20 protein-coding genes are annotated in these 22,632 nt (G+C 72.7%); 5 read left to right on the plus strand and 15 right to left on the minus strand.

What is annotated here, in order from left to right:
* Positions 1 to 1,146 carry an acyl-CoA dehydrogenase family protein gene (locus tag H6H00_RS19220; protein WP_185717128.1) on the plus strand — a complete coding sequence of 382 codons (1,146 nt, stop codon included), beginning with the start codon at positions 1 to 3 and terminating at the stop codon, positions 1,144 to 1,146.
* Between the two features lie 135 nt (positions 1,147 to 1,281).
* Entirely contained in the window at positions 1,282 to 2,901 is a 1,620-nt protein-coding gene (locus tag H6H00_RS19225; RefSeq protein WP_185717129.1) for a flavin-containing monooxygenase, read from the plus strand.
* A gap of 63 nt (positions 2,902 to 2,964) precedes the next feature.
* Here the strand turns inward: H6H00_RS19225 and H6H00_RS19230 are convergent, their stop codons facing one another.
* The 8 genes from H6H00_RS19230 to H6H00_RS19265 form a co-directional block, all read right to left on the minus strand.
* On the minus strand, positions 2,965 to 4,152 hold the full coding sequence (locus H6H00_RS19230; RefSeq protein ID WP_185717130.1) for an acetyl-CoA acetyltransferase: 1,188 nt from the start codon (positions 4,150 to 4,152) through the stop codon (positions 2,965 to 2,967).
* Positions 4,153 to 4,154: 2 nt separating this feature from the next.
* Positions 4,155 to 5,552: an OB-fold domain-containing protein gene (locus H6H00_RS19235; protein WP_185717131.1), complete on the minus strand. Its 1,398-nt coding sequence runs from the start codon at positions 5,550 to 5,552 to the stop codon at positions 4,155 to 4,157.
* Between the two features lie 2 nt (positions 5,553 to 5,554).
* Positions 5,555 to 5,998 (minus strand): MaoC/PaaZ C-terminal domain-containing protein, encoded by a 444-nt coding sequence (locus tag H6H00_RS19240; RefSeq protein WP_185717132.1) that lies wholly within the window; start codon positions 5,996 to 5,998, stop codon positions 5,555 to 5,557.
* A complete protein-coding gene (locus tag H6H00_RS19245) occupies positions 5,995 to 6,537 on the minus strand; it encodes an FAS1-like dehydratase domain-containing protein (RefSeq protein WP_221775595.1) in 543 nt (180 codons plus the stop codon). Before H6H00_RS19245 ends, H6H00_RS19240 begins: the two co-directional genes overlap by 4 nt.
* Before the next feature lie 64 nt (positions 6,538 to 6,601).
* On the minus strand, positions 6,602 to 7,042 hold the full coding sequence (locus H6H00_RS19250; RefSeq protein WP_221775596.1) for a MaoC/PaaZ C-terminal domain-containing protein: 441 nt from the start codon (positions 7,040 to 7,042) through the stop codon (positions 6,602 to 6,604).
* 4 nt (positions 7,043 to 7,046) lie between these two features.
* Positions 7,047 to 7,496 (minus strand): MaoC family dehydratase N-terminal domain-containing protein, encoded by a 450-nt coding sequence (locus H6H00_RS19255; protein ID WP_185717133.1) that lies wholly within the window; start codon positions 7,494 to 7,496, stop codon positions 7,047 to 7,049.
* Positions 7,489 to 8,532: an LLM class flavin-dependent oxidoreductase gene (locus H6H00_RS19260; protein ID WP_185717134.1), complete on the minus strand. Its 1,044-nt coding sequence runs from the start codon at positions 8,530 to 8,532 to the stop codon at positions 7,489 to 7,491. Before H6H00_RS19260 ends, H6H00_RS19255 begins: the two co-directional genes overlap by 8 nt.
* Entirely contained in the window at positions 8,529 to 9,317 is a 789-nt protein-coding gene (locus tag H6H00_RS19265; protein WP_185717135.1) for an SDR family NAD(P)-dependent oxidoreductase, read from the minus strand. The genes H6H00_RS19260 and H6H00_RS19265 overlap by 4 nt, the downstream gene beginning before the upstream one ends.
* 516 nt (positions 9,318 to 9,833) lie before the next feature.
* On the opposite strand from H6H00_RS19265, the gene H6H00_RS19270 reads away from it, so the two are divergent.
* The 3 genes from H6H00_RS19270 to H6H00_RS19280 all read left to right on the plus strand — a co-directional run bounded on the left by H6H00_RS19270 (position 9,834) and on the right by H6H00_RS19280 (position 14,403).
* Positions 9,834 to 10,967: a zinc-binding dehydrogenase gene (locus H6H00_RS19270; protein ID WP_185717136.1), complete on the plus strand. Its 1,134-nt coding sequence runs from the start codon at positions 9,834 to 9,836 to the stop codon at positions 10,965 to 10,967.
* Entirely contained in the window at positions 10,964 to 12,430 is a 1,467-nt protein-coding gene (locus H6H00_RS19275) for an aldehyde dehydrogenase family protein (RefSeq protein ID WP_185717137.1), read from the plus strand. The genes H6H00_RS19270 and H6H00_RS19275 overlap by 4 nt, the downstream gene beginning before the upstream one ends.
* A 134-nt stretch (positions 12,431 to 12,564) precedes the next feature.
* Complete coding sequence (locus H6H00_RS19280; protein ID WP_255425263.1) at positions 12,565 to 14,403, plus strand: AMP-dependent synthetase/ligase; 1,839 nt, start codon at positions 12,565 to 12,567, stop codon at positions 14,401 to 14,403.
* Between the two features lie 21 nt (positions 14,404 to 14,424).
* Here H6H00_RS19280 and H6H00_RS19285 read toward each other — a convergent pair whose 3' ends face one another.
* From H6H00_RS19285 to H6H00_RS19315, 7 genes are all read right to left on the minus strand, one after another.
* Positions 14,425 to 15,195: an SDR family oxidoreductase gene (locus tag H6H00_RS19285; RefSeq protein WP_185717138.1), complete on the minus strand. Its 771-nt coding sequence runs from the start codon at positions 15,193 to 15,195 to the stop codon at positions 14,425 to 14,427.
* A 213-nt stretch (positions 15,196 to 15,408) separates the two neighbouring features.
* Complete coding sequence (locus H6H00_RS19290) at positions 15,409 to 16,575, minus strand: acyl-CoA dehydrogenase family protein (RefSeq protein WP_185717139.1); 1,167 nt, start codon at positions 16,573 to 16,575, stop codon at positions 15,409 to 15,411.
* Positions 16,576 to 16,592: 17 nt separating this feature from the next.
* On the minus strand, positions 16,593 to 17,396 hold the full coding sequence (locus H6H00_RS19295) for an enoyl-CoA hydratase/isomerase family protein (RefSeq protein WP_185717140.1): 804 nt from the start codon (positions 17,394 to 17,396) through the stop codon (positions 16,593 to 16,595).
* Positions 17,396 to 18,577 (minus strand): acyl-CoA dehydrogenase family protein, encoded by a 1,182-nt coding sequence (locus H6H00_RS19300; RefSeq protein ID WP_185717141.1) that lies wholly within the window; start codon positions 18,575 to 18,577, stop codon positions 17,396 to 17,398. Before H6H00_RS19300 ends, H6H00_RS19295 begins: the two co-directional genes overlap by 1 nt.
* Before the next feature lie 16 nt (positions 18,578 to 18,593).
* On the minus strand, positions 18,594 to 19,733 hold the full coding sequence (locus tag H6H00_RS19305) for an acyl-CoA dehydrogenase family protein (RefSeq protein WP_185717142.1): 1,140 nt from the start codon (positions 19,731 to 19,733) through the stop codon (positions 18,594 to 18,596).
* Positions 19,733 to 20,917, minus strand: a complete 1,185-nt coding sequence (locus H6H00_RS19310; protein ID WP_185717143.1) for an acyl-CoA dehydrogenase family protein — start codon at positions 20,915 to 20,917, stop codon at positions 19,733 to 19,735. Before H6H00_RS19310 ends, H6H00_RS19305 begins: the two co-directional genes overlap by 1 nt.
* Positions 20,914 to 22,611, minus strand: a complete 1,698-nt coding sequence (locus H6H00_RS19315; RefSeq protein WP_185717144.1) for an AMP-binding protein — start codon at positions 22,609 to 22,611, stop codon at positions 20,914 to 20,916. The genes H6H00_RS19310 and H6H00_RS19315 overlap by 4 nt, the downstream gene beginning before the upstream one ends.
* Positions 22,612 to 22,632: the final 21 nt, after the last annotated feature.

The raw sequence follows: 22,632 nt of genomic DNA on the forward strand, positions 1-22,632 counted from the left end.
ATGGACTTCGACTTCACACCCGAGCAGGACGCGCTGCGCGCGGCCGTGCGGGAGATGATGGACCGTGAGGCGCCCGAGGAGTATCTCCAGCGCCTGGACCGGGAGCACCTGTTCCCGCACGAGCTGTGGCGGCGCTGGGTCGAGATGGATCTGCTCGCGATGCCGTTCCCGGCCCGGTACGGCGGCCTGGACGGAGGGGTGCTCGAGTTCGTCATCACCGCCGAGGAGATCGGCCGCAAGGGCTACGACCTCTCCGGTGCCTACGGGATGGCGGTCTTCCTCGGGCTGCTGCTGGTGCGCCACGGCACACCGGAGCAGGCCGACGAGATCGTGCCGGGCATCGTCCGGGGCGAGCGTAGGCTGTCGATCTCGATCACCGAACCCGAGGCAGGCTCGGACGCCGGGGCCATGCGGACGTTCGCGCGCGCGGACGGCGACGACTTCGTCATCGACGGCCAGAAGGTCTTCTCCACCGGGGCCGGGCTGCCCGACAACACGATCCTGCTCTTCGCGCGCACCGGCCGTGAGGATCGCAAGGCGATCTCGTGCTTCCTCGTGCCCAACGACGCGCCGGGTCTGAAGGTGGTCCGGCTCGACACGCTCGGCCGGCACTCGATGGGCACCTTCGAGCTGTTCCTCGACGGCGTGCGGATTCCCGCGGCGAACCTCGTCGGCGAGCTGCACGGGGGCTGGGGCATCCTGCTCGCGGGCCTGGAACTGGAGCGCACGATGACCTGCGCGGCCTACGTCGGCAACGCCCAGACCGTGGTCGACCAAGCGTTGGCGCACGCGCGGGGACGCGAGCAGTTCGGCAGGCCGATCGGCGACTTCCAGGCGATCGCGCACATGCTGGCCGACATGCAGACGGCGGTGGACGCGGCCAGGTTGTTGACCTACCGGGCCGCGACGCTGGTCGCGCAGGGACGGCCCGCACGGCAGGAGGTGGCGATGGCCAAGCTGTTCGGGTCCGAGACCTTCGTCGACGTCGCGAACAAGGGCATGCAGGTGCTCGGCGGCTACTCCTACATGATGGAGCTGCCGATGCAGCGACACTTCCGCGACGCCCGTATCACCACGGTCACCGCCGGCACGTCGCAGATGCAGCGCAACCACATCGCCCGGGGCATGGGCCTCCATCCGCGCTGAGCCCCGGCACATGTCCCGTTGCGCGACACGTTTCGGGACCGCTCCTGCCGCACGATGGGGCGCGGGCGCGTGTGACGCGGCCCACCGCACCGACCCGGGGCGGGACGACCGCCCGGGGTCACGAGGGGAGCACACATGAGTCAGACCCAGTCGGACACGGACGAGGAGCTCGACGTCCTGGTGATCGGCGCCGGGTTCGCCGGCATCTACCAGCTCGACCGGCTGCGGTCGCTCGGGTACTCGGTGAAGGTCTACGAGGCCGGCTCGCGGATCGGCGGCATCTGGTACTGGAACTGCTACCCGGGCGCCCGCGTCGACAGCGACGGGCCGATGTACCAGTTCTCCCGCGAGGACCTTTGGAAGGACTGGGAGTACTCCGAGCGGTTCCCGGACTGGAGGGAGGTCCGGAGGTACTTCGACTACCTCGACGAGAAGCTGGACCTGAGCAAGGACATCCGGTTCGACGCCAGGGTCACCTCGGCCGAGTTCGACGAGGCGCGCAGGCAGTGGGTCGTGCGGGCCGGTGACGGATCGACGGTGCGGGCCACCTTCCTGGTTCCGTGCACCGGCTTCGGCTCCAAGCCCTACGTCCCACCGATCCCCGGGCTGGACGCCTTCCGCGGCGAGTGCCACCACACCGGTCTGTGGCCGCAGTCCGGTGTCGACCTGACCGGCAAGCGCGTCGGGGTGATCGGCACCGGGGCCAGCGGCGTCCAGGTCGTCCAGGAGGCGGCCCGCGACGCGGCCGAGCTCACCGTCTTCCAGCGCACGCCGAACCTGGCGTTCCGGATGGGTCAGCAGACGCTCACCCCCGAGCAGCAGAAGGAGATCAAGGAGGGCCAGGCGGCCGGCTACGCCATCCGGACCACGACCTTCGGCGGCTTCGACTACGACTTCCTGCCGGTGTCGGCGCTGGACGTCACCCCCGAGGAGCGCGAGTCCACCTACGAGCGCCTCTGGGGCATGGGCGGGTTCACCTTCTGGCTCGGCACCTTCCAGGACGTGCTGTTCGACACGTCGGCCAACGACACCGCCTACGAGTTCTGGCGGAAGAAGGTGTGGGAGCGGATCGACGACCCGGCGGTCGCGGAGCAGCTGGCACCGGTGGTCCCGATCCACCCGCTGGGGGTCAAGCGCCCGTCGCTGGAGCAGAACTACTACGAGGCCTACAACCAGGACAACGTCACCCTCGTCGACCTGCGGGAGAGCCCGATCGAGGAGGTCACCGCCACCGGGGTGCGCACCGCGGCCGGCGAGGTGGAGCTCGACGTCCTGGTCCTCGCCACCGGGTTCGACTCGGTCACCGGCGGGTTGACGGCGATGGACATCCGCGGCACCGGTGGGATCACCATGCGCGAGAAGTGGGCCGACGGCGTCAGCGCCTACCTGGGCGTGGCCACCGCGGGATTCCCGAACCTGCTGTTCCTCTACGGGCCGCAGAGCCCGTCGGGGTTCTGCAACGGGCCGACCTGCGCCGAGATCCAGGGCGAGCTGGTCGTCCGGATGATCGACGACCTGCTGCGCAGCGGCCGCACCCGGGTCGAGGCCGAGGTCGACGCGGAGAACGCCTGGCGCGAGCACGTGGCCGAGCTGGTGGTGCCCTCGCTGTTCGACCGGGCCGACTCCTGGTACATGGGGGCCAACATCCCCGGCAAGGTCCGGCAGATGCTCAACTACCCGGGCGGCCTGCCCACCTACCTCACCAAGTGGGAGGAGTCCGCCGCGAAGGACTACGCGGGGTTCACGATCACGTGACCGGTGCCGTCGGGTCGGCGTCGACGCCGACCCGACGGCACGGGCCCAGCCCGGCGCGGGGTGTCAGTCGCGTTCGGCCCCGACGATCGAGGCGAACGAGACGCAGGCACCCGGCGCGCCCCCGAGGTTGTGCGTCATCCCGAGCCGGGGGCTCGCGAGCTGCCGCTCGCCTGCCTCGCCACGCAGCTGCAGCCACATCTCGAACAGCATCCGCAGCCCGCTGGCGCCGATCGGGTGGCCGAAGGACTTCAGGCCGCCGTCGGGGTTGACCGGCAGGCCGCCGCCGAGGTCGAAGAAGCCCTCCAGGACGTCCTTCCAGCCCTGGCCGCGCTCGGAGAACCCGAGGTCCTCCATCAGCACCAGCTCGGTGGGGGTGAAGCAGTCGTGCACCTCGGCCATCGAGATCTCGGTGCGCGGGTCCTTGACCCCGGCCTGCGCGTAGGCGTCCTCGGCGCAGCGCACGACCTCGGTGAACGTCGTGTAGTCGTAGGCGGGGTCGAGCGGTCCCTCGGCCGGGCCGGCCACGAACGACAGCGCCTTGATGTAGATCGGCCGGTCGGTGTAGCGGTGGGCGTCCTCGGCCCGCACGATCAGGGCCGCGGCCGCGCCGTCGGACACCCCCGAGCAGTCGAAGATGCCGAGCTGGCCGGCCACCAGCGGCGAGCAGGAGATCGTCTCCTTCGCGACCTCGGAGCGGAACTGCGCGCGCGGGTTCCGCGCCCCGTTGACGTGGTTCTTCCAGGCGATGTGGGTCATCACCTCCTTCATCGTGTCCGCGTCGACCCCGTACTTCTTCGAGTACGACGGGGCCAGCAGCGAGAACATCGCGGGTGCGGTGAGCTCGGACTCGGTGCCGTCGTTCGCCGGGGTCGGGATGACCAGACCGGAGAACCCGGAGTCCTTGAGCTTCTCCACCCCGACGGCCATCACGCAGTCGTAGGCGCCCGATGCCACCGCGTAGGCGGCGTTGCGGAACGACTCCGAACCGGTGGCACAGTAGTTCTCCACGCGGGTGACGGGCTTGTAGCCGATCTTGAGCGGCCGGGAGAGGGTGAGGCCCGAGGACCCCGACCCCATCGTCCCGAGCCAGAAGGCGTCGATGTCGTCCTTCTCGACCCCAGGCACTGAGCCGATGCACTCGGTGACGGCGTCGATGAGCAGGTCGTCGACCGAGCGGTCCCAGTGCTCGCCGAAGGGGGTGCACCCCATGCCGACGATGGCGACCTTGTCGCGGATTCCGTTGCTGGCCATGACTAGTGCCCCTCCCTGACGGGACGTGCCTTCCAGAAGTAGTTGTGCACGCCGCCGGCGGTGTGGAAGCGGCGGAAGGTCATCTCCACCCGGTCGCCGATCGCGACCGCGGCCGGGTCGGCGTCGGCGAGCTGGCACCCGTAGCGGCCGCCGCCGTCGAAGTCGATGACGACGTCGACGACGGGCGGGGCGAGGGAGAAGGCCAGCTTGTCGATGGTGAACGTGGCGACGGTGGCCCGGGTGGCCGCCAGCGGGACCGGCTCGGCGCGGTCGACCGTGCCGCAGTGCACGCACACCCGCTGCGGGGGGACGTTGACCGTCGAGCAGGCCAGGCAGCGCGAGCCCTCGAAGGCGTACTTCCAGCGCTGGGAGCGGGCCGCGGGCGGCCCGGCGGGCCGCTCCGGGTCGGGGCGGCGCGGGGGTTCGCGGTCCAGGAACCCGCGCCAGGTCAGGAAGTCCGGGTAGGACACCTCGCGGGAGACGGCGAGCTGGTCGCGCACCCCGTCGCCGGTGGGGCGGCGGGTGATCGCGTCGGTCACCCGCAGGACCGTGGCGTCGGCCCCGTCGGCGGCCACGACGAGCAGGACGGTTTCGCCCGGCGCGGCCCGGTCCAGGACGTCGGCCAGCACCAGGCCCGCGTGCGCGGCACCGGCGAACCCGACCTCCAGCTCCAGCCCGTCGGCGCGCGAGGCCGTCGGGAACGCACCGAGCGCCGCCCGGGCCGCCCGGGCCTGGGGGGAGGACACGATGACGTGGGTCGGCGCCTCGACCTGCGCGGACTTGAGGGCCCGGGTCACCGCGTCGGTGATCAGCGGCAGGTAGGCCTGGGTGCCGAAGCGTTCCTCCCACACCCGGCTGTAGGGCTCGCCCGGCACCCGCCAGCGGTCCAGGAACTCCGCGGACACCGAGGCCTGGGCGAGGATCTCGGCGACGACCCGCTCGCCGGTGCCGAACGCGAACGCGACGGCCCCGTCGCCCCCGGCCGACTCGTCCGCCGAGCCGGGACGCCCGGTCCGGATGTCGGACAGCACGGCCATCCCGCCGGTGGCCGCGGCGGCCCGCAGGGCGCCGGACGCGCCGCGGACCGCCGCTCCGAGGTCGGCGGCGAATCCCTCCCGGCTGCCGCCGAGCGCCGCGTGGATCGCGGTGGCGTTGGTCTTGTCGGCGTAGGCGGGCGCGGTGGTGGCGAAGTAGAGGGACTCGGGCGTCGGCGCGCCCCACAGGGCCCGCCGGGCCGCCTCGACGCCCATCGACGTCGAGTCCTCGTCGTAGCCGGCCACGGTGCGGGTGCCGGCGCCCCCGCCCTGGCCGAGGGTCGACCGGATCGACGTCCGGTCGAGGCGGTGGTAGGGGAGATAGGCGCCGTAGGAGACGATGCCGCGCCGCGCGTCGGAGCTCATGATCATCCCATCCCGGTCGGGAGCTGCAGGGTCGCCTCGCTGGGCACGCACGGCCCCTCCTCGCTGGAGACCATCAGCTCCAGGTCGACCAGGCCGGTGCCGTCCACCTCGCGCTTACCGACGACGCGGCCGGTGAGGGTCGCGGTCTGTCCCGGGTAGATCGACCTGATCATCGAGATCTTGCGGCGGCGCAGCAGCGCGTCCGGACCGGCCCAGTCACCGAGGCCGCGGTCGATGAAACCGTGGAAGAACAGGGTCGAGAGGTAGATCGTCCGCTGGCCCTGGCTGCGTGCGTACTCCGGATCGTGGTGGCCGGGGAACCAGTCCCAGGTGGACGCGGCGTTCATGCAGATCCGCTTGTAGGTGACCGGGATCGAGACCGGGGTGATCTCGTCGCCGACCGCGACGTCGTCGAACCGCAGTCCCGCGGCGGTGCTGGTGGTCATGCCTGCTCCTCGGTCCCGGCAGCGGTGTCCGCGATGTCGTAGCGGAACAGCACGTTCGTGTTGCGCGCGATGACCTCGCCGTGCTGGTCGCGGTAGGTGGTCAGCGAGGTGATGAACACCCCGGTGCCGATCCGGGTCGTCTTCTCCGGCGACACCGAGACGATCTCCTCGACGATCGACACGTGGTCGCCGACCCGCGGCCGGCGCTCCAGCTCGGTGGTGGTGGAGGCGTTGATGATGTGGTGTCCGGGCAGCGGCACGTTGAGCGCGAACAGCGAGTCCTCGCGGTGCAGGTGCTCGGGGGTCCACTGGGGGTTGAAGCCCAGGGTCATCAGCAGGCCGGGCGGGCACTCGTCACCCTCCCAGTACCGCGGGTTCGCATCCTCCACCAGCGAGCAGTAGTACAGGACCATCGACCGGTCGATCGGGAACCAGGCCTGCTTGGGCTCCGAGGTCCGACCGGCCCAGGCCCGGCCCTCCTCGATCGTCCCGAAGGCCATCCCGAGGCCGGTGACGTCGTCGGTGGTCGCAGAGCTCACGCTCGTCCTTTCCGTGGGTGGTGTGGTCCGGCCGGAGAACCGGACCGGTCCGCTGGTCGGCGCACTAGGCGATCCGTGCGACGGCGGTCGCCCTGATCGCCGGGTCGCCGTTCTGGCGGGTCACGACCAGCGCGAGGTCGGCGAGCCGTTCGCCGTCCTGCTCGCGGACTCCGGTGACGGTGCCGGTGAAGCCCAGCACGTCGCCGGGCCAGACCTGACCGGTGAAGCGGATCCGGTAGGCCCGGATGGCGGCCAACCCGACCCAGGCCGCCAGCCGCTGCCCGAGCAGGCCGCCGTGCAGCAGGCCCATGCCGAACACCCCGGGCATCCCGGCGGAGCGCGCGAACTCGTCGTCGTGATGGATCGGGTTGAAGTCCCCGCCCGCGCCGGCGTACCGGACGATGTGCGATCGGGTCAGCGGCCCGAACTCCGAGGCCGGCATCTCGTCGCCGACGGCGAGGGCGACGGGCGCGGTGGGGGTGGTCGCCCGGGTGGTGCTGCTCACCGGGTCAGCCCCCGGTCTCGACGAGCACGTCGGTCTGGCGGACGACGAGCTCGCCGCGTTGGTTGGTGAAGTCGGTCTCGATCGAGACCATGGTCATCGTCCCGCCTCGTCTACCCTCGCGTGTGCTGACCCCGGACACCCGGCGCGAGGCGGTGAGCTCGTCGCCGACGACCACCGGGCCGTGGTACTCCCAGCCGCACTCGCCGTGCAGCGCGCGGCGCAGGTCCAGCCCGAGGGTGGCGACCATGTTGTCCTCCTCCCGCCAGTGCGCCGAGGACACGACGAACGTCGGCGGCACCGGGATGTCGGTGAAGCCCGCGGCGCGTGCCGCGTCGACGTCGGTGTAGACCGGGTCGGGATCGCCCAGCGAACGGGCGAACTCGCGGACCTTGGACCGGTCCACCGGGAACGTCATGGTCCCCAGGTCCCGGCCGGTGAGTGAGTCGTCAGCCACTGCCGTCACCTCCCTTGCCGGCCGCGGCGGGCGCGCACTCGCGGATCAGGCTGTCCAGGTTCTCCTGGACGCGTTGCGGGGTGAGTCCGATGGACGGTGAGTACAGCATGATGTGGTCGAGCACTCCCTCGTAGCGCTTCAGCCCGGCCCGCACCTGCTCCGCGGTGCCGGCCACGGCCATCGTGTCGATCATGTCGTCGGTGACGGCGGCGTACATCGCGGGCAGGTCGCGGCGCCCGAACGCCTCCCGGATGGCCTCGCCCTGTGCGGTGAAGCCGTTGACGTCGAGCACCGTGTCGTAGGACTTGACCGAGGAGTAGAAGGCGATCTGCTGGGCGGCCTCGCGCCGCGCCACCTCGGGGTCTTCGTGGATCGCACAGATCACCATCGAGATCAGCTCGACGTCGCCCGGGTCCCGGCCGGCGTGCGCGGCGCCCTTCGCGATCGCCGGGCGTACGACCTCCTCGACGTAGGTGGTGGTGAACAGGGGGTGACCGGCGAGACCGTCGGCCACCCGGCCCGCCACCTCGCACATCCGCGGGCGCACCCCGGCCGTGACGATCGGGACGGTCCGCTGCGGAGGTTCGAGCTCGCCGGTCGGCACCAGGTTCATGTGGTAGAAGCGGCCCTCGTGGCGCACCGGGCCCTCGTGCAGGTTCCAGAGGCGGCGGATCAGCGGGACGAGTTCCTCCATGCGCAGCGCGGGCGCGGAGGTGTCGGCGACGCTGTGCCAGTCGCTCATCATCCGCTTGGTGCCGTTGCCGAGGCCGAGCACGACCCGGCCGCCGGAGAGTTCGTCGAGGTCGCGGGCCTCGGTGGCCAGCACCAGCGGGCTGCGCCCGATGCCGTACATGATCGACGAACCGAGCCGGCAGCGCTGGGTGCGGCCTGCCATCGCCGCCATCGAGATCGACCCGGAGCGGGAGTAGAACTCCGAGGTCCAGGCCGCGTCGAAGCCGGCGCGGTCGGCGGCCTGCGCCGTGTCGACGAGCGTCTTCAGGTCGGCACCGAGTACCGACACGCCGTAGGTGCTCATGCCTTGTAGTACATGCCGCCGGAGATGGTGTGCACCTCTCCGGTGATGTACCTGGACTCGTCGGACGCCAGGAACAGCGAGAGCGCGGCGACCTCCTCGGGTTGACCGGCGCGGCCCAACGCGGCGGGCTCGACGAGCTTCTGCAGCTCGCCGGGCGGGTAGATGCGCTCCAGGAAGGGGTTCCAGATCAGGCCGGGCGCGATGGCGTTGACCCGAACGCCCTTGGGGCCGAGCTCGGCGGCCGCGGCCCGGGTGAGGCCCATGACGCCGGCCTTGGCCGCGCAGTAGGCGGACTCGCCCATCGTCGACCCGATGTACCCGGCCACCGAGGCCATGTTCACGATCGAGCCCGAACCCTGCTCCATCATCGCCGGCAGCACCGCGCGCAGCGTGCGGAAGGCGGCCTTGAGACAGATGTCCTGGACGAAGTCCCAGGTCTCGTCGTCCATCTCCCAGATCGGGGCCAGCTTGTTGATCCCGACGTTGTTGTGCAGCACGTCGATGCGGCCCCACCGGTCGGTGGCGGCGCGCACCATCGCCGCGATGTGCTCGGGCTCGCGGACGTCGACGGTCATCCCGATCGTCTCGACCCCGTGGGCGTCCTCGATGTCCTTGGCCAGCTGCGCCGGCCGGGAGGCGTGGGCGTCGGTCACCACGACCTTGGCGCCCTCGGCCGCGTAGCGGCGGGCGACGGCCTGGCCGATGCCGGCCCCGGCCGCCCCGGTGACGATGGCCACCTTGCCGGCCAGCCGGCCGGTACCCGCGACCTCCAGAGGAGCGGGCATCGCCGCCGTCATGAGGTGCAGCCCTCGACGGGGCTGAACCCGGCGCCGGTGGGCGCTCGCACGGCCCTCGGCCCGGACGACTCGGTGACCGGGTGAGGCAGGTACCGATGGTGGTGTGCCATATGCGCTCCTCATCGAACGGACAGCATGTTAACGGTCGTTACCGTACAACGCTGGGGCGGCGGGGTCACGCCTCGATCCGGGACCGGGACCGCTGCAGGGGACGGCCGGGCGGGCCACCCGGCCGGGGCCGCACAGTGGCCGCAGCCGGTCGATCCCGGGGTCGGGGAAGAACGGGGCGTCCCCGGACGCGGCTGCGTCGTGCGGACGGCACGACACCGTCGCCGTGGCAATTAACGGCGGTTAACGGCGGCGTCCGGCCCGGGTGGCGGAGCGGCGTTCCGGTGACGGGCCGTACGGGCGACCGCGCGTGTCCCGAATCGCGTCATCCGCCGGGTGTCCCCGCGGCCTACCGTCGACGGTGTCCGCTGGAGAACTCATGTCGAGAGGGACCGCATGGGCGCAACGGGACGGGCCGCGATCTTCTTCGGCTCCGGGAAGCCCTTCAAGCTGATCGAGTACCCGGTGCTCGACCCCGGTCCGGGCGAGGTGCTCGCCCGGCTGGACTACACGAGCATCTGCGGCTCGGACGTGCACTACTGGCGGGGTGAGGACCCGGTCATGGAAGACCTCGCGGCGAACGGCCTGCTGCTCGGTCACGAGACCGTCGGGCACGTGGAGCGGCTCGGCTCCGGGGTCACCACCGACTCCGCCGGGCAGCCGCTGGCCGAGGGCGACCCGATCGTCTTCGCCTACTTCCGGCCGTGCGGCCGCTGCCGCGCCTGCACCCAGGGCCGGGTGAACGCCTGCGAGACGGTGATGGGCGGGCTGCTGCGCCCGCCGTCGGAACCGCCGCACTTCGTCGGCGCGTTCGCCGACTACTACCACCTGCGCCGCGGCCAGTACGTGCTCAAGCTCCCCGACGGCATGACACCCGAGCACGGCATCAGCGCGAACTGTGCGGCCGCCCAGTCCTGGATGGGCCTGTTGCGCGGCGGGGTCGGCCCGGGCGAGCGGGTCGTCGTGCAGGGCGCCGGCGGGCTGGGCCTCTACGCGGTCGCCGCGGCGAAGCGGATGGGGGCGGGCCAGGTCGTCGCGGTCGACGCGATGGCCGACCGGCTCGCGGCGGCCACGGCGCTGGGTGCCGACGCCACCGTCGACGTCACCGAGTTCGGTGACCCGGCCGGACGGGTCGACCGGGTGCGCGAGCTCACCGGCGGGGGCGCCGACGTGGTCCTGGAGGTCGCCGGGGTGCCGGGCGTGGTCGACGAGGGGGTCCGGATGCTCGCCCGCGGTGGCCGCTACATCGAGATGGGCCAGATCACCCGCGGGTCCGACGTGTTCCAGGTGCCCGCGCTCGCCCTGCTGATGCGCAACATCTCACTGGTCGGGGTCGCGCTCTACGACCCGCAGATCCTCCGCGACGTCGTCGGGATGCTCGGCGACCTGCGGGCCGACCCCGTCATCACCCGTCTCGGCTCCGGCCACCGCTACCCGCTCGAGGACATCGACGCGGCGTTCGCCGACGCCGTGGCCAACCGCAGTGCCGAACGCCCCGTGCTCGATCTGGCCCAGGGAGGACCCGCATGACCCGGGTGACCGACACCGTCCCGACGCCCGCGCTGCTCGTCGACAAGATGGTCGTGGGCGGGGAGCTGCTCGACGCCCGCAGCGGCGAGACCTTCGCGGTGCACAACCCGGCGGACGGGTCGGTGATCACGCGGCTGCCCGCGGCCGGCGCGGCGGAAGTCGACCACGCCGTCGGGGTCGCGCGCGAGGCGCAGCGGGCCTGGGCGAGGCGGTCGGTCGCCACGCGGGCCGGGCTGCTGCGTCGGTGGGCCGACCTGTGCGAGGAACGGGTGGCGGACCTGACAAAGATCGAGAGCCTCGATGTCGGCAAGCCGATCGCCACGGCCCGCGCCGTGGACGGGTCGATGCTGATGGAGAACATGCGCTACTACGCCGGCATGCCCGACAAGCTCGAGGGCCGCACGATCCCGGTCTCCGGCCGGTTCGTGACGATGGTGCTGCGGGAGCCGATCGGCGTCGTCGCCGGCATCACGCCGTGGAACTTCGCGCTGGTCGGCGCGGCGGGCAAGGCGGTCTCCGCACTCGCCGCCGGCAACGCCATCGTGATCAAGCCGTCGCCGCTCGCGTCGCTGTCCGCGCTGGCGCTCGCCCAGGTGGCGCTGGAGGCCGGCATCCCGCCGGGGCTGGTGAACGTGGTGACCGACGCCGCGTCGGCGGCGGGCGAGGCACTCGTGCGCCACCCCGGTGTCGGCCACGTGTCGTTCACCGGCTCCGACGCGGTCGGGCGCAAGGTGGCGGCCGCGGCCGGCGGGGAGCTCAAGACCTGCACGATGGAGCTGGGCGGGAAGTCGCCGCTGGTCGTGTTCGACGACGCCGACATCGCGGACGCAGCCAAGGCGGCCTTCCTGGGGATCTTCCTCAACGCCGGGGAGATGTGCACCGCCAGCTCGCGGCTGCTCGTGCACCGCGCGGTGCACGACGAGCTGCTCGACGCCGTGGTCGCGACGGCCGGCGGGCTGCGGATCGGCGACCCGGCCGACGAGTCGACCGTGCTCGGTCCGGTGATCTCGGCCGCGCACCGGGACCGGATCGAGGGGTACGTGCAGGTCGGCCGTGACGAGGGCGGCGATCTCGTGACCGGCGGGGCGAGGCCGGACCTGCCCGGCTTCTACGTCACCCCGACGGTGTTCGACAACGTCGAGCCGACCGCGCGGATCGCGCGCGAGGAGATCTTCGGCCCGGTGTTGTCGGTCATGTCCTTCGCCGACGAGGACGAGGCGCTGCGCATCGCCAACGACGCGACCTACGGGCTGGGATCGGGCGTCTTCACCGCCCGGATCGACCGCGCCCTGCGCTTCGCCGACCGGATCGAGGCCGGGAACGTCTGGATCAACGCCTACAACCTGCTGCACCCCGCGGTGCCCTTCGGCGGGTACAAGAACTCCGGGTTCGGCCGCGAGGGCGGGTTCTCCGGGATGAGCCACTTCACCCGGGAGAAGTCGGTCTGGTTCGCCGCGGGCTGACCCCACGCGGGGCGGGCCCGGGTCGTCGTCGCGGCCGGGGACGCGGATCCGACCGTTCGGGGGCTGGCACGGCGAGGCACCGCCCCTAACGTACCCGGCGACGTACGTCACGTTCGGCTCGACGAGGAGGACCCGTGACCGCGACCACCGACACCGCACCACACCTGGCTCACCCACCCCTGTGCGGCGAGCCGCTGCCGCTCGACGGTGCGCAGACGCTGCCCCAGGTGTTCGCCCGGACCGCAGCCCGGTTCGCCGACGACATCGCGCTGCGCACGGTCGGCGAGCCGCTGACCCTGACCTGGAGCCAGTACCGGGGCCGGGTCGCCGAGGTCGCCGGGGGGCTCGCCGGTCTGGGCGTGCGCCGCGGCGACAGCGTCGGGCTGATGCTCGCCAACCGGCCGGAGTTCTTCGTCGTCGACACTGCCGCCCAGCACCTCGGCGCCACCCCGTTCTCGGTGTACAACACCTCCTCCGCCGAGCAGGTCGGCTACCTGTTCTCCGATGCCGGCAACCGGGTCGTCGTCACCGAGCGGCAGTTCCTCCCGGTCGTCCGGGCGGCGCTGGCGCTCGGCGGCGCCGTCGAGCACGTCGTGGTGGTCGACGGGCCCGGCGAGGACGCGACCATGTCCCTCGACGACCTCGTCGCGGCCGCACCCGCGGGCTTCGACCTCGACGCGGCGAGCGCCCTGGTCGAACCGGGCGACGTGGCGACGCTGATCTACACCTCGGGCACCACCGGGCCGCCCAAGGGCGTCGAGCTGACCCACGCCAACCTGGTGGCGCAGTGGAACATGCTGGTGCGCACCTGGCCGATCAGGCCGGGCGGCCGGATCGTGTCCTACCTGCCCGCCGCGCACATCGCCGACCGCACGATCGGCATCTACCTGGCCAACAACCTCGGCTACACCGTCACCTGCTGCCCGGACCCGTCCCGGCTGGCCGCGGCCCTCGCCGAGTGCCGGCCGACGATCTTCCTCGCGGTGCCCCGGGTGTGGGAGAAGCTCAAGGCCGCGGTGGAGGCGCAGGTCGCGGCCGCCCCGCCGGAGTTCCGGGCCGCCTTCGACGACGCGATGGAGGCCAACCTCGCCCGGGTCCGGGCGCAGCAGGCCGGCACCGAGCCGGACGCGGAGACGGCGCGCCGCGCGAGTTCGGGGGAGGAGGCGGTGCTGGCGCCCCTGCGCGCCAGGCTCGGCCTGGACGCGGCCGAGGTCCGGCTGGTCGGCGCCGCGCCCACGCCGATGCCGGTGCACGAGTTCTTCGCCGCACTCGGGTTGATGATGGCCGAGGTGTGGGGCATGTCCGAGCTCTCGCCGATCGCCACCTGGAACCCGCCGGGAAGGATCAAACTGGGCACCTGCGGCACAGCGCTCCCGGGGGTGGAGGTGCGGCTCGCCGAGGACGGGGAGGTGCTCGTCCGGGGCCCGATCGTGATGCGCGGCTACCGCAACCAGCCGGAGAAGACCGCCGAGGCCGTGGACGAGCAGGGCTTCATGCACTCCGGCGACGTCGGCCGGATCGACGCCGAGGGCTACCTCACGATCATCGACCGCAAGAAGGAGCTGATCATCAACAGCGGCGGCAAGAACATGTCGCCCGCCAACATCGAGGCTGCGCTCAAGTCCGGCAGCCCGCTGATCGGCCAGGCCGTGTGCTTCGGCGACGCCCGGCCCTACAACGTCGCCATCCTCGTGCTGGACGCCGAGGCGGTACCCGCGTTCGCCGCCGCCCACGGCCTGGACGGCTCTGACCTGGCGGCCTTCTCCCAGGACCCGGCGGTGATCGCCGAGGTGGGCGACGGCGTCGCCAGGGCGAACGCCACGCTGTCGCGGATCGAGCAGATCAAGCGGTGGAAGCTGCTCCCGCAGGAGTGGCTGCCGGCCGGCGACGAGCTGACCCCGACCAGCAAGCTGCGCCGCAGGCCGATAGCGGCCAAGTACGCCGCGGACATCGAGGCGCTCTACGCCGGCTGACCGCCCGGCACCCCGGCGACGTCACCCCACCGACGTCCCGGGGGTGCCGGTGACCGTGAGGGTCTGGCCGGTCAGGTAGGCGCTCTCCGCGCTGCACAGGAACGCGATCACCGGTGCGACGTCCTCGGGGGTGCCCGGCCTGCCCAGGGTGTTCGTGCGGGACTGCAGCTCGTAGAACGCCCGGCGGCGCTCCGGCGGGATCGACTCGCTCATGTCGGTGACCGCCCGGGGTGACACGACGTTGACGGTGATGCCGGACGGTGCGACCTCGCGGGCGAGGCTCAGCGAGAAGCCGATGATCCCGGCCTTCGCCGCGGCGTAGTTCGCCTGGCCCACGTTGCCGACGATGCCGGCGACCGATGCGGTGTTGACGATCCGGCCGCCGCGCCCGGTGGCTCGCCAGGCCCGCACCGCCGCCCGGCACACGAAGAACGTGCCGTGGAGGCTGGCGGTGATCACCGAGTGCCATTCCTCGTCGGACATCTTCGCCACCGTCCGGTCCCGGTTGACCCCCGCGTTGTTCACCACGGCGTCGAGCGGGCCGAGGGCGACCGCGGCCCTCAGCACCTGCTCCGCCACACCAGGCTCACCGACGTCGCCGGCGGCGACGGTGGCCCGGCCGCCCGCCGCCTCGATCTCCGCGCGCAACGCCACCAGTGCGTCCTCGTCACGGGCGTTGAGCGCGACCGCGGCGCCGCGGCGGGCCAGGTCGAGCGCATATCCGCGGCCCAACCCGCGACTGGCCCCGGTGACGAGCACGACCCGCCCGTCGAGGCGGACCCCGGCGGCCATCAGAACGCTGTCTGATACATCGGGGCGCGTCCGGCCGCCGCGCTCAGGGCGTCGACGATCCGCCGGCGCTCGCGGTACGGCGTCCGGCCGGACGGGGTCGGCTCCTGCATGATCGTCTCCATTGCTCGCGAGCGCAGTGGGTGACACGTCTGCGGTCGGCCGATCCGGGCCGGCCCTCGGGTGCCGGGAACGCCGTGTCGGGGCAATCCGACCCTAGTAGGACCGGGGCAGGCCGAGGACGTGCTCGCTCACGTAGTTGAGCACCATCTCCTGCGAGATCGGCGCGATCCGCATCAGCCGCGCCTCCCGGAAGTAGCGCTCCACGTGGTACTCGACGGCGTAGCCGAACCCGCCGTGGGTCTGCACCGCACGGTCGGCGGCGAAGAACGCGGCATCGGCCGCGAGGTACTTCGCCGAGTTGGCCTCGCGGGCACAGGGCCGGCCGCGGTCGTAGAGCCATGCCGCCTTGCGGGCCACCAGCTCGGCCGCGTCCAGCCGCATCGTCGCCTCGGCCAACGGGAACGCGATGCCCTGGTTCTGACCGATCGGGCGGTCGAACACCACCCGCTGCTTGGCGTAGGTGACCGCCCGGTCCACCGCGCAACGACCGATGCCGACCGACTCGTGGGCGAGCAGGATGCGTTCGGGGTTGAGACCGTCGAGCAGATAGCGGAAGCCCTGCCCCTCCTCCCCGATGCGACACGCCTCGGGCACACGCAGGCCGTCGATGAACAGCTCGTTGGAGTTGACCGCGTTGCGGCCCATCTTGGGGATCTCGCGGACGTCGATGGCGGAGCGGTCCATCGGTGCCATGAACAGCGTCATCCCGTCGGTGCGCTTGGCGCAGTCCTCCAACGGGGTGGTGCGGGTCAGCAGCAGCAGGTACTCGGCCTGCTGGGCCTTCGTGATCCAGACCTTGCGCCCGTCGACGACGTAGCCGTCACCGTCGCGGCGCGCCCGGGTGGTGATGCGGCTGGTGTCGGTGCCGGCGTCGGGCTCGGTGACCGCGAACGACACGTGCAGGTCGCCGGAGACGACCCGGGGGAGCAGCTCCTGGCGCAGCTCCAAGGATCCGTGCTTGACCAGCGGGTTCATCCCGAACAGCGTGAGATGGATGGCGCTGCAGCCGTTCATCGCCGCACCCGAGGAGGCGACCTCCTGCAGCAGCAGCGCCGCCTCGGTGATGCCCAGCCCCGCGCCGCCGTACTCCTCGGGGATCGCCACGCCGAGCCAGCCGCCGTCGGCGAGTGTCTGGTAGAACTCGGTCGGGAAGCGGTGCTCGGCGTCGCACGCCGACCAGTACGCGTCGTCGTAGCGGGCGATCAGCTCGCGCACGCCCTTGCGCAGTGCATCGTGATCCTCGTCCTGCTCGAAATCCATGGGTCTCCTTCATCGGGCTACTGCGGGCTGTCGCGGACGGCGGAGAAGTCGGGTTCGCGCTTCTCGACGAAGGAGGAACGACCCTCCGCGGCGTCGGGACCGGTGATGTCGAGTGTCGCCGAGAGCCACTCGACCTCGAGGAAGCGCTCCAGCGACAGGTCGTGGGCGGCGCGGACCATCCCCTTGGTCAGGCGCAGGGCCTCGGCCGGCCCCCGGGCCATGGCCGCGGCCATCGCGACGGCGTCGGCGCGCGCGGCACCGGGCTCCGCCAGCTGCCCGACCAGGCCCGCCGCCGCGGCCTCCGCCGCCGTCATCCGGCCGCCGGTGAGCAGCAGGGCCGACGCCCGTTGCCGGCCGAGCGCCCGGGTCAGGAACCAGGCCGCACCGCCGTCGGGCACCAGCCCGCGCAGCACGAACGGGGCGCCGAACACCGCGTCCCTGGCCGCGACGACGACGTCGCAGGCCAGTGCCAGGCTCCAGCCGATGCCCATGGCGGGGCCCTCGACGGCGGCGAGCACCGGTTTGGGCAGCCGGAGCAGGTCCTCCAGCACCCGCTGACCGACAAGCAGGCGGGCCGCGGGCGCCCCGAGCCCGGTGCCGCGCGAGGGGGAGGACTTGACGTCCCCACCGGCGCAGAACGACCCGCCCGATCCGGTCAGCACGACCGCCCGGCAGCTGTCGTCGGCAGCCACCTCGGCCACCGCCGGACCGAGCTCCTCCCACGTCTGCCACCCGACCGCGTTCCGCGCGGCCGGCCGGTTCAGGGTGATCACCGCGACACCCGGTTCCGGCCGGTCGACCAGTACGACCCGCTCGCCCATCAGCGCGCCCCTCCCATCGCCGCGACGGGCTCGGTCGCGCGCTCGGCGTCCGGGGCCGCCGGGGCCGGGTCGGTCAGCGCGCCCAGGTGTGCCGCGAGCGCGACGCGGGCCGCGGCGAGGTCGGCGCCGCCGCGCCCGGAGAGGGCGGCGCGGTAGAACAGGTGCACGCCCTGCTCCCACGTGAAGCCCGCGCCGCCATGACACTGCACCGCCGCCTCTCCCGCCGCGAGGTAGGCGCCCGAGCACCACAGCCGGCTGGCGACCACGTCGGCGGGCGCGCCGGGGGCGGCGGTGGCGAGGTCCCACGCCACGCGGTAGGCGAGCGAACGGGCTCCCTCGACCTTCGCCGTCACATCGGCCAACCGGTGCCGGACGGCCTGGAAGGAGCCGATCGGGCGGCCGAACTGGACCCGGTCGGTGCAGTAGGCCACGGTGCGGGCGATCACCTCCGTGCTGCCGCCGACGGCCTCGGCGTCGAGGAACAGGCTGTGCCCGGCCGCGCAGGCGTCCTCGTGTCCGAGCAGGTCGGAAGGGGCGTGCACCGAGGCGACGTCGACCGCGACGGCGTCGAGGGTCACGTCGGCCACCGGCCGGCGCAGGTCCACACCGGACGGTTCGCCGACCGACACCCCGGCGCGGTCGAGCTCGACGAGTGCCACCGCCGGACGCCCGTCGCACTGCACTGCGACGATGAGCGCGTCGGCGCCCGCGGCGCAGGGCACCTGTGACAGCACGCCGCTCACCCGCACCCCGTCCCCGCCGCGCACCGCGGCCAGGCGCCGCGCCCGGCGGCGCGGCACGGCGTCCGGGCCGGGTGCGTCGATCCCCGGTACGAGCGTCGTGACCAGCGAGCCGTCGCGCAGCCGTGCGAGGCCGGCGGTCCAGCCGGTGGCCAGCGCCAGCGGCAGGAGGTAGCCGGCGACGGTGTCGACCGGCCCGGTGACCGGCGCCGCGCCGAACGCCTCGGCCACGTGCAGCGCCGCGACCCGCGCGGCCGGGTCGGCACCGTCCTCGGTCCCGGAGGCGAAGTGCTCGAGCCACTCCGACCCGACCAGTTCGCGCCAGGCACCGCGCCGCGCGGCATCGCCGGGCTCCGTGCCGGGGTCGGGCATCCGCTCGCGCAGGAACTCGAGCAGCGCCGCTCGCAGCGCGGCCGCCTCGTCGTCGATCCGGTAGTCCATCCCGCTCCTCGTCCGTTCAGCCGCGGTCGCTCGGCATGCCGAGCGACTTCGCGATCAGGTTGCGCTGGATCTCCGAGGTGCCGCCGTAGATCGTCTCCGCCCGGCTGAACATCAGGGCCCGCAGCCAGTCCGACCAGCCCTCGCCTGCGCCGGTGACCTCCGGGCCCGCCACCTCGACCAGGGTGGCGAGCTGGGCCTGGTGTCCCTCGCTCCACAACAGCTTGGCCACCGGTGCGAGCATCCCCGGCTCGTCCCCGTCGGCGACCGTCGCGAGCACCCGCCGGACGGTGCTGTCCACCGCGCGGCTGCGCACGAACGCCTCGACCAGCACGTCGTCGGCGTGGCCGTCCCGGCGCAGCTGCGCGTTCATCAGCACCAGCTCGCGGGAGAGCTGCAGGGCCCGCTGGGCCAGCCCGGTCGAACGCTCCCGGGCGAGGGCGTACGTGGCCACCCGCCACCCGTCGCCGATCCCGCCCACGACGTCGTCGGCGTCGACCGTGACCTCGTCGAGGAAGACCTCGCAGAACTCGCTGCTCCCGGTGATGTTCCGCAGCGGCCGGACGGTGACGCCCGGCCGGTCCATGTGCAGGACCACCATCGTGACGCCGTTCGCCACCCCGGCGACCCGCACCATGAGGTAGCAGCGCTGGGCGAACATCGCGTAGGAGGTCCATACCTTCTGTCCGGACACCACGAACCGGTCGCCGTCGGGAACCGCCCGGGTGGCCAGCCCGGCCAGGTCGGAGCCGGCTCCGGGTTCGGAGAAGCCCTGGCACCAGATGTCGTCGTGGGCCAGCATCGGGCCGAGGTACCGGTCCTGCTGGGCCTCGGTACCAAACGCCATCAGCGCCGGCGCGAAGATGCCCATCCCGTTGGTGTTCATCTGCTCGGGGGCACCCGCCGCCACCAGCACGTCGAGGAACGCCAGCTGGGCGTCGACGCCGAGGCCACGCCCGCCGTGGGCGGCCGGCCAGTGCGGCGCCAGCCAGCCGCCGCGATACAGCATGCGCCCCCAGTTGCGGCGCATCCGGACGTACTCGGCGTCGTCACCTGTGCCGACGGGTACGTCGCGCCACGGCGCCGGCAGGTGCTCCTCGACCCACGATTGCAGCTGGTCGCGATACGCCGCAGCCTCGCCGGAGAGAGCCAGGTCCATCAGGACTTCCGCTGGCTGACGCGCACGCCGGTGACCTCGCCCGCGATCATGTTGCGCAGCACGGCGGTGGTGCCGCCGCCGATTCCGAGACCGAAGGCGTCGCGCACGTAGCGCTCCATGGGGTAGCGGGTCAGGTAGCCCTTGTGGCCGAGCAGCTGCAGGGCCTCGGAGGTGACCATCAGGGCCGCCTCGTTCGCGGCGAGCTTCGCCATCGCGGTCTCGCGGATGCCGGGGAAGCCCTGGACGTCGGTGCGGGCCGCGCGCCACAGCAGCAGCCGTGCGCCGTCGATGGCCGTGGCCATGTCGGCGATCTTCCACTGCAGGCCCTGGAACTCGACGATCGGGCGCCCGAACTGCTCGCGCTCCTTGGTGTAGGCGACCGCGTCGTCCAGCGCGCTGCGGGCCAGGCCGATCGACATCGCCGCGTTGCCGCAGCGTTCCGGGTTGAACTGGCGGATGAGGAACCTGGCCCCGTCCCGGGAGCCCTTCCTCGGCTCGAGCACGATCTGGTCGGCACGCACCGGGACGTCGGTGAAGCGCATGATGCCCTCGGCGATGGCGCGGCCGCCCATCTTCGGCTCGGTCTCGATCGGGGCGAGGCCCTCGACGTCACGGTCGATCAGGACCGCGCCGATGCCGTCGGGGCCGGCGGTGTCCGGCGCCCGGCAGAACACCAGGAAGGCGTCCGAGCGCAGCGCACCGGTGATGTGGCACTTCTCGCCGTTGAGCAGGAACCCGTCGCCGTGCGGGCGCAGCGTGGTCTGCAATGCGGTGCCGTCGGAGCCGGCCTGGGGCTCGGTCATGGCGATCGAGAAGCACACCGAACCGTCCGCGACCCGCGGCAGGTACTCCTTGCGCTGCTGGTCGGTGCCGATCCGGGCGATCACCCGGGGCGGTCCGTTCACCTGCATCTGGATCGTCATCGCGCTGGCCAGGCAGCCCGCGGACAGCTCCTCCAGCACCAGGCACGCCTCGAACGTGCCGAGGCCCTGGCCGCCGTACTCGACCGGGACGGTGAGACCGGCCATGCCGGCCTTGCGCAGGACGTCGAACTGCTCCTCCGGGAACTCCGCGCGCTGGTCCCACTCGGCGGCACGGGGTCGCAGCTCGTTCTGGGCGATGGTGCGGGCGCGGGCGACCAGGTCGGCCTGGGCGTCGGTCAGCTGGTCGAGCGGGATGGTCATGCGGTTCCCTCCGTGGCGGGGTGGTCGGTCGTGGTCGCTGCGGCCGACCGGGAGCGCAGCTCCCGGACGGCCCTCTCGCGCACCTGCGCCTTGTCGATCTTGCCGCCGGCGTTGGTGGGCAGCGTGGGGACGAGGACGAGCTCCTCGGGCAGCTTGACCACGGCCACCTCGCGCTCGCGCAGGAACGCGCAGAGCCCGGCGAGATCCGGTGTCGCGCCCGCGACGGGGACGACGACGGCGCAGGCCCGCTCGCCGAGGCGGTCGTCGGGCACCCCGACCACCGCGACGTCGGCGACGGCGTGGTGCTGGGCCACGAGGTGCTCGATCTCGGCCGGGAAGATGTTGGTGCCCCCGCGCAGGATCATGTCCTTGATCCGCCCGACGATCCGCAGGTTGCCGCGCTCGTCGAACCGCCCGACGTCGCCGGAGTGGTACCAGCGCTCCGCGTCGAACGCGGCCGCGTCGTAGGCCGGCTGCTTCAGGTAGCCGTAGGACTTGCTCTCCCGCCAGCAGACCTCGCCGGCCTCGCCCGCGGCCAGGACGGCACCGTCGGCGCCGACGAGCCGGACGTCGACCCCGGTGCAGATCGCGCCGACGGTGGTGCGGCGGACCTCGTCGTCGTCGTCCACGGACGTCATCACCGGCACCCCGCCGTCGGTGGAGCCGTAGATGCTCTGCACGCGGCAGCCCATCCGCTCCTCCAGCTCCCGCGCGGTGCTGGGCGGCAGCGGGGCGCCCGCGTTGTTGAAGCGCGTGAAGCGGGACAGGTCGGCGTCCTCCAGGCCCAGCGGCAGCAGCATCACCATCTGGGTCGGGATCGCGGTGGCGTACGTGGCGCCCTCGGCGACGATCAGGTCGAGTGCGGCCCGGGGTGACCACCGTTCCAGGATCGCCGCCGTCGCGCCGAGCAGCAGGGGGGTCAGGACCGGGAAGATGTAGCCGGTGGAACCGGTGCCCGCGGGGGCCAGGCCCGCGGCGACGTCGTCGGCAGTCAGCCGCAGCCGGGGCACGACGTTGTGCAGCAGCAGGGCCTTGAGGTCGTTGCCGCCCCACACCGCGGCCTTCGGCGTGCCCGTCGTGCCCGAGGACGACATCACCAGCGTGGGCGCCCCGGCCGGGACGCGCAGGGCCGCCAGCTGTGCGTCGGTGAGCGGGTCGGCCGCGGCGGCCAGCGCCTCGATCGTCTCGCCGCTCCCGCCGCGGGCGGGGAGCACCGCGCGCAGCCCGGGCAGCTCGGCCCGGATCGACGCGGCGAGGCCGGCGAAGTCGAAGTCGTCGCCGTCGATCCCGCCCGCGCCGGGCACCACCAGCACCGCGGCACCCACCGTGGCCAGGAGCGGGCGCAGTTCCGCACCGCGCCACGCGGTGCTCAGCGGCATGAACAGCGCACCGATCCGGACACACGCGAGGTGCAGTGCCGGGAGCAGGGTGCAGCCGGGCAGCTGTGCGGCGACCGGCGTGCCGGCCCCGACCCCCAGCTCGTGCAGCACCGCCGCGAGCCGGACGGAGAGGTCGTTGAGCTCGCCATAGCTCAGCCGCCCGCGCGCGTCGACCACCGCGGGCTTGTCCGGCCGGGTGCGGGCGTGCTCGTCGACGATGTCGGCGAGGGTCCGTTCGTCCCACAGGCCGAGCTCGTACATGCGCGTGACGCCCGCGTCCACGCGGAGCGGGAAGGAGTGCTGCACTGCCGACATCGCCTGCCTCCGTTCATCATA

This window comes from Pseudonocardia petroleophila (assembly GCF_014235185.1).
GTDB lineage: Bacteria > Actinomycetota > Actinomycetes > Mycobacteriales > Pseudonocardiaceae > Pseudonocardia > Pseudonocardia petroleophila.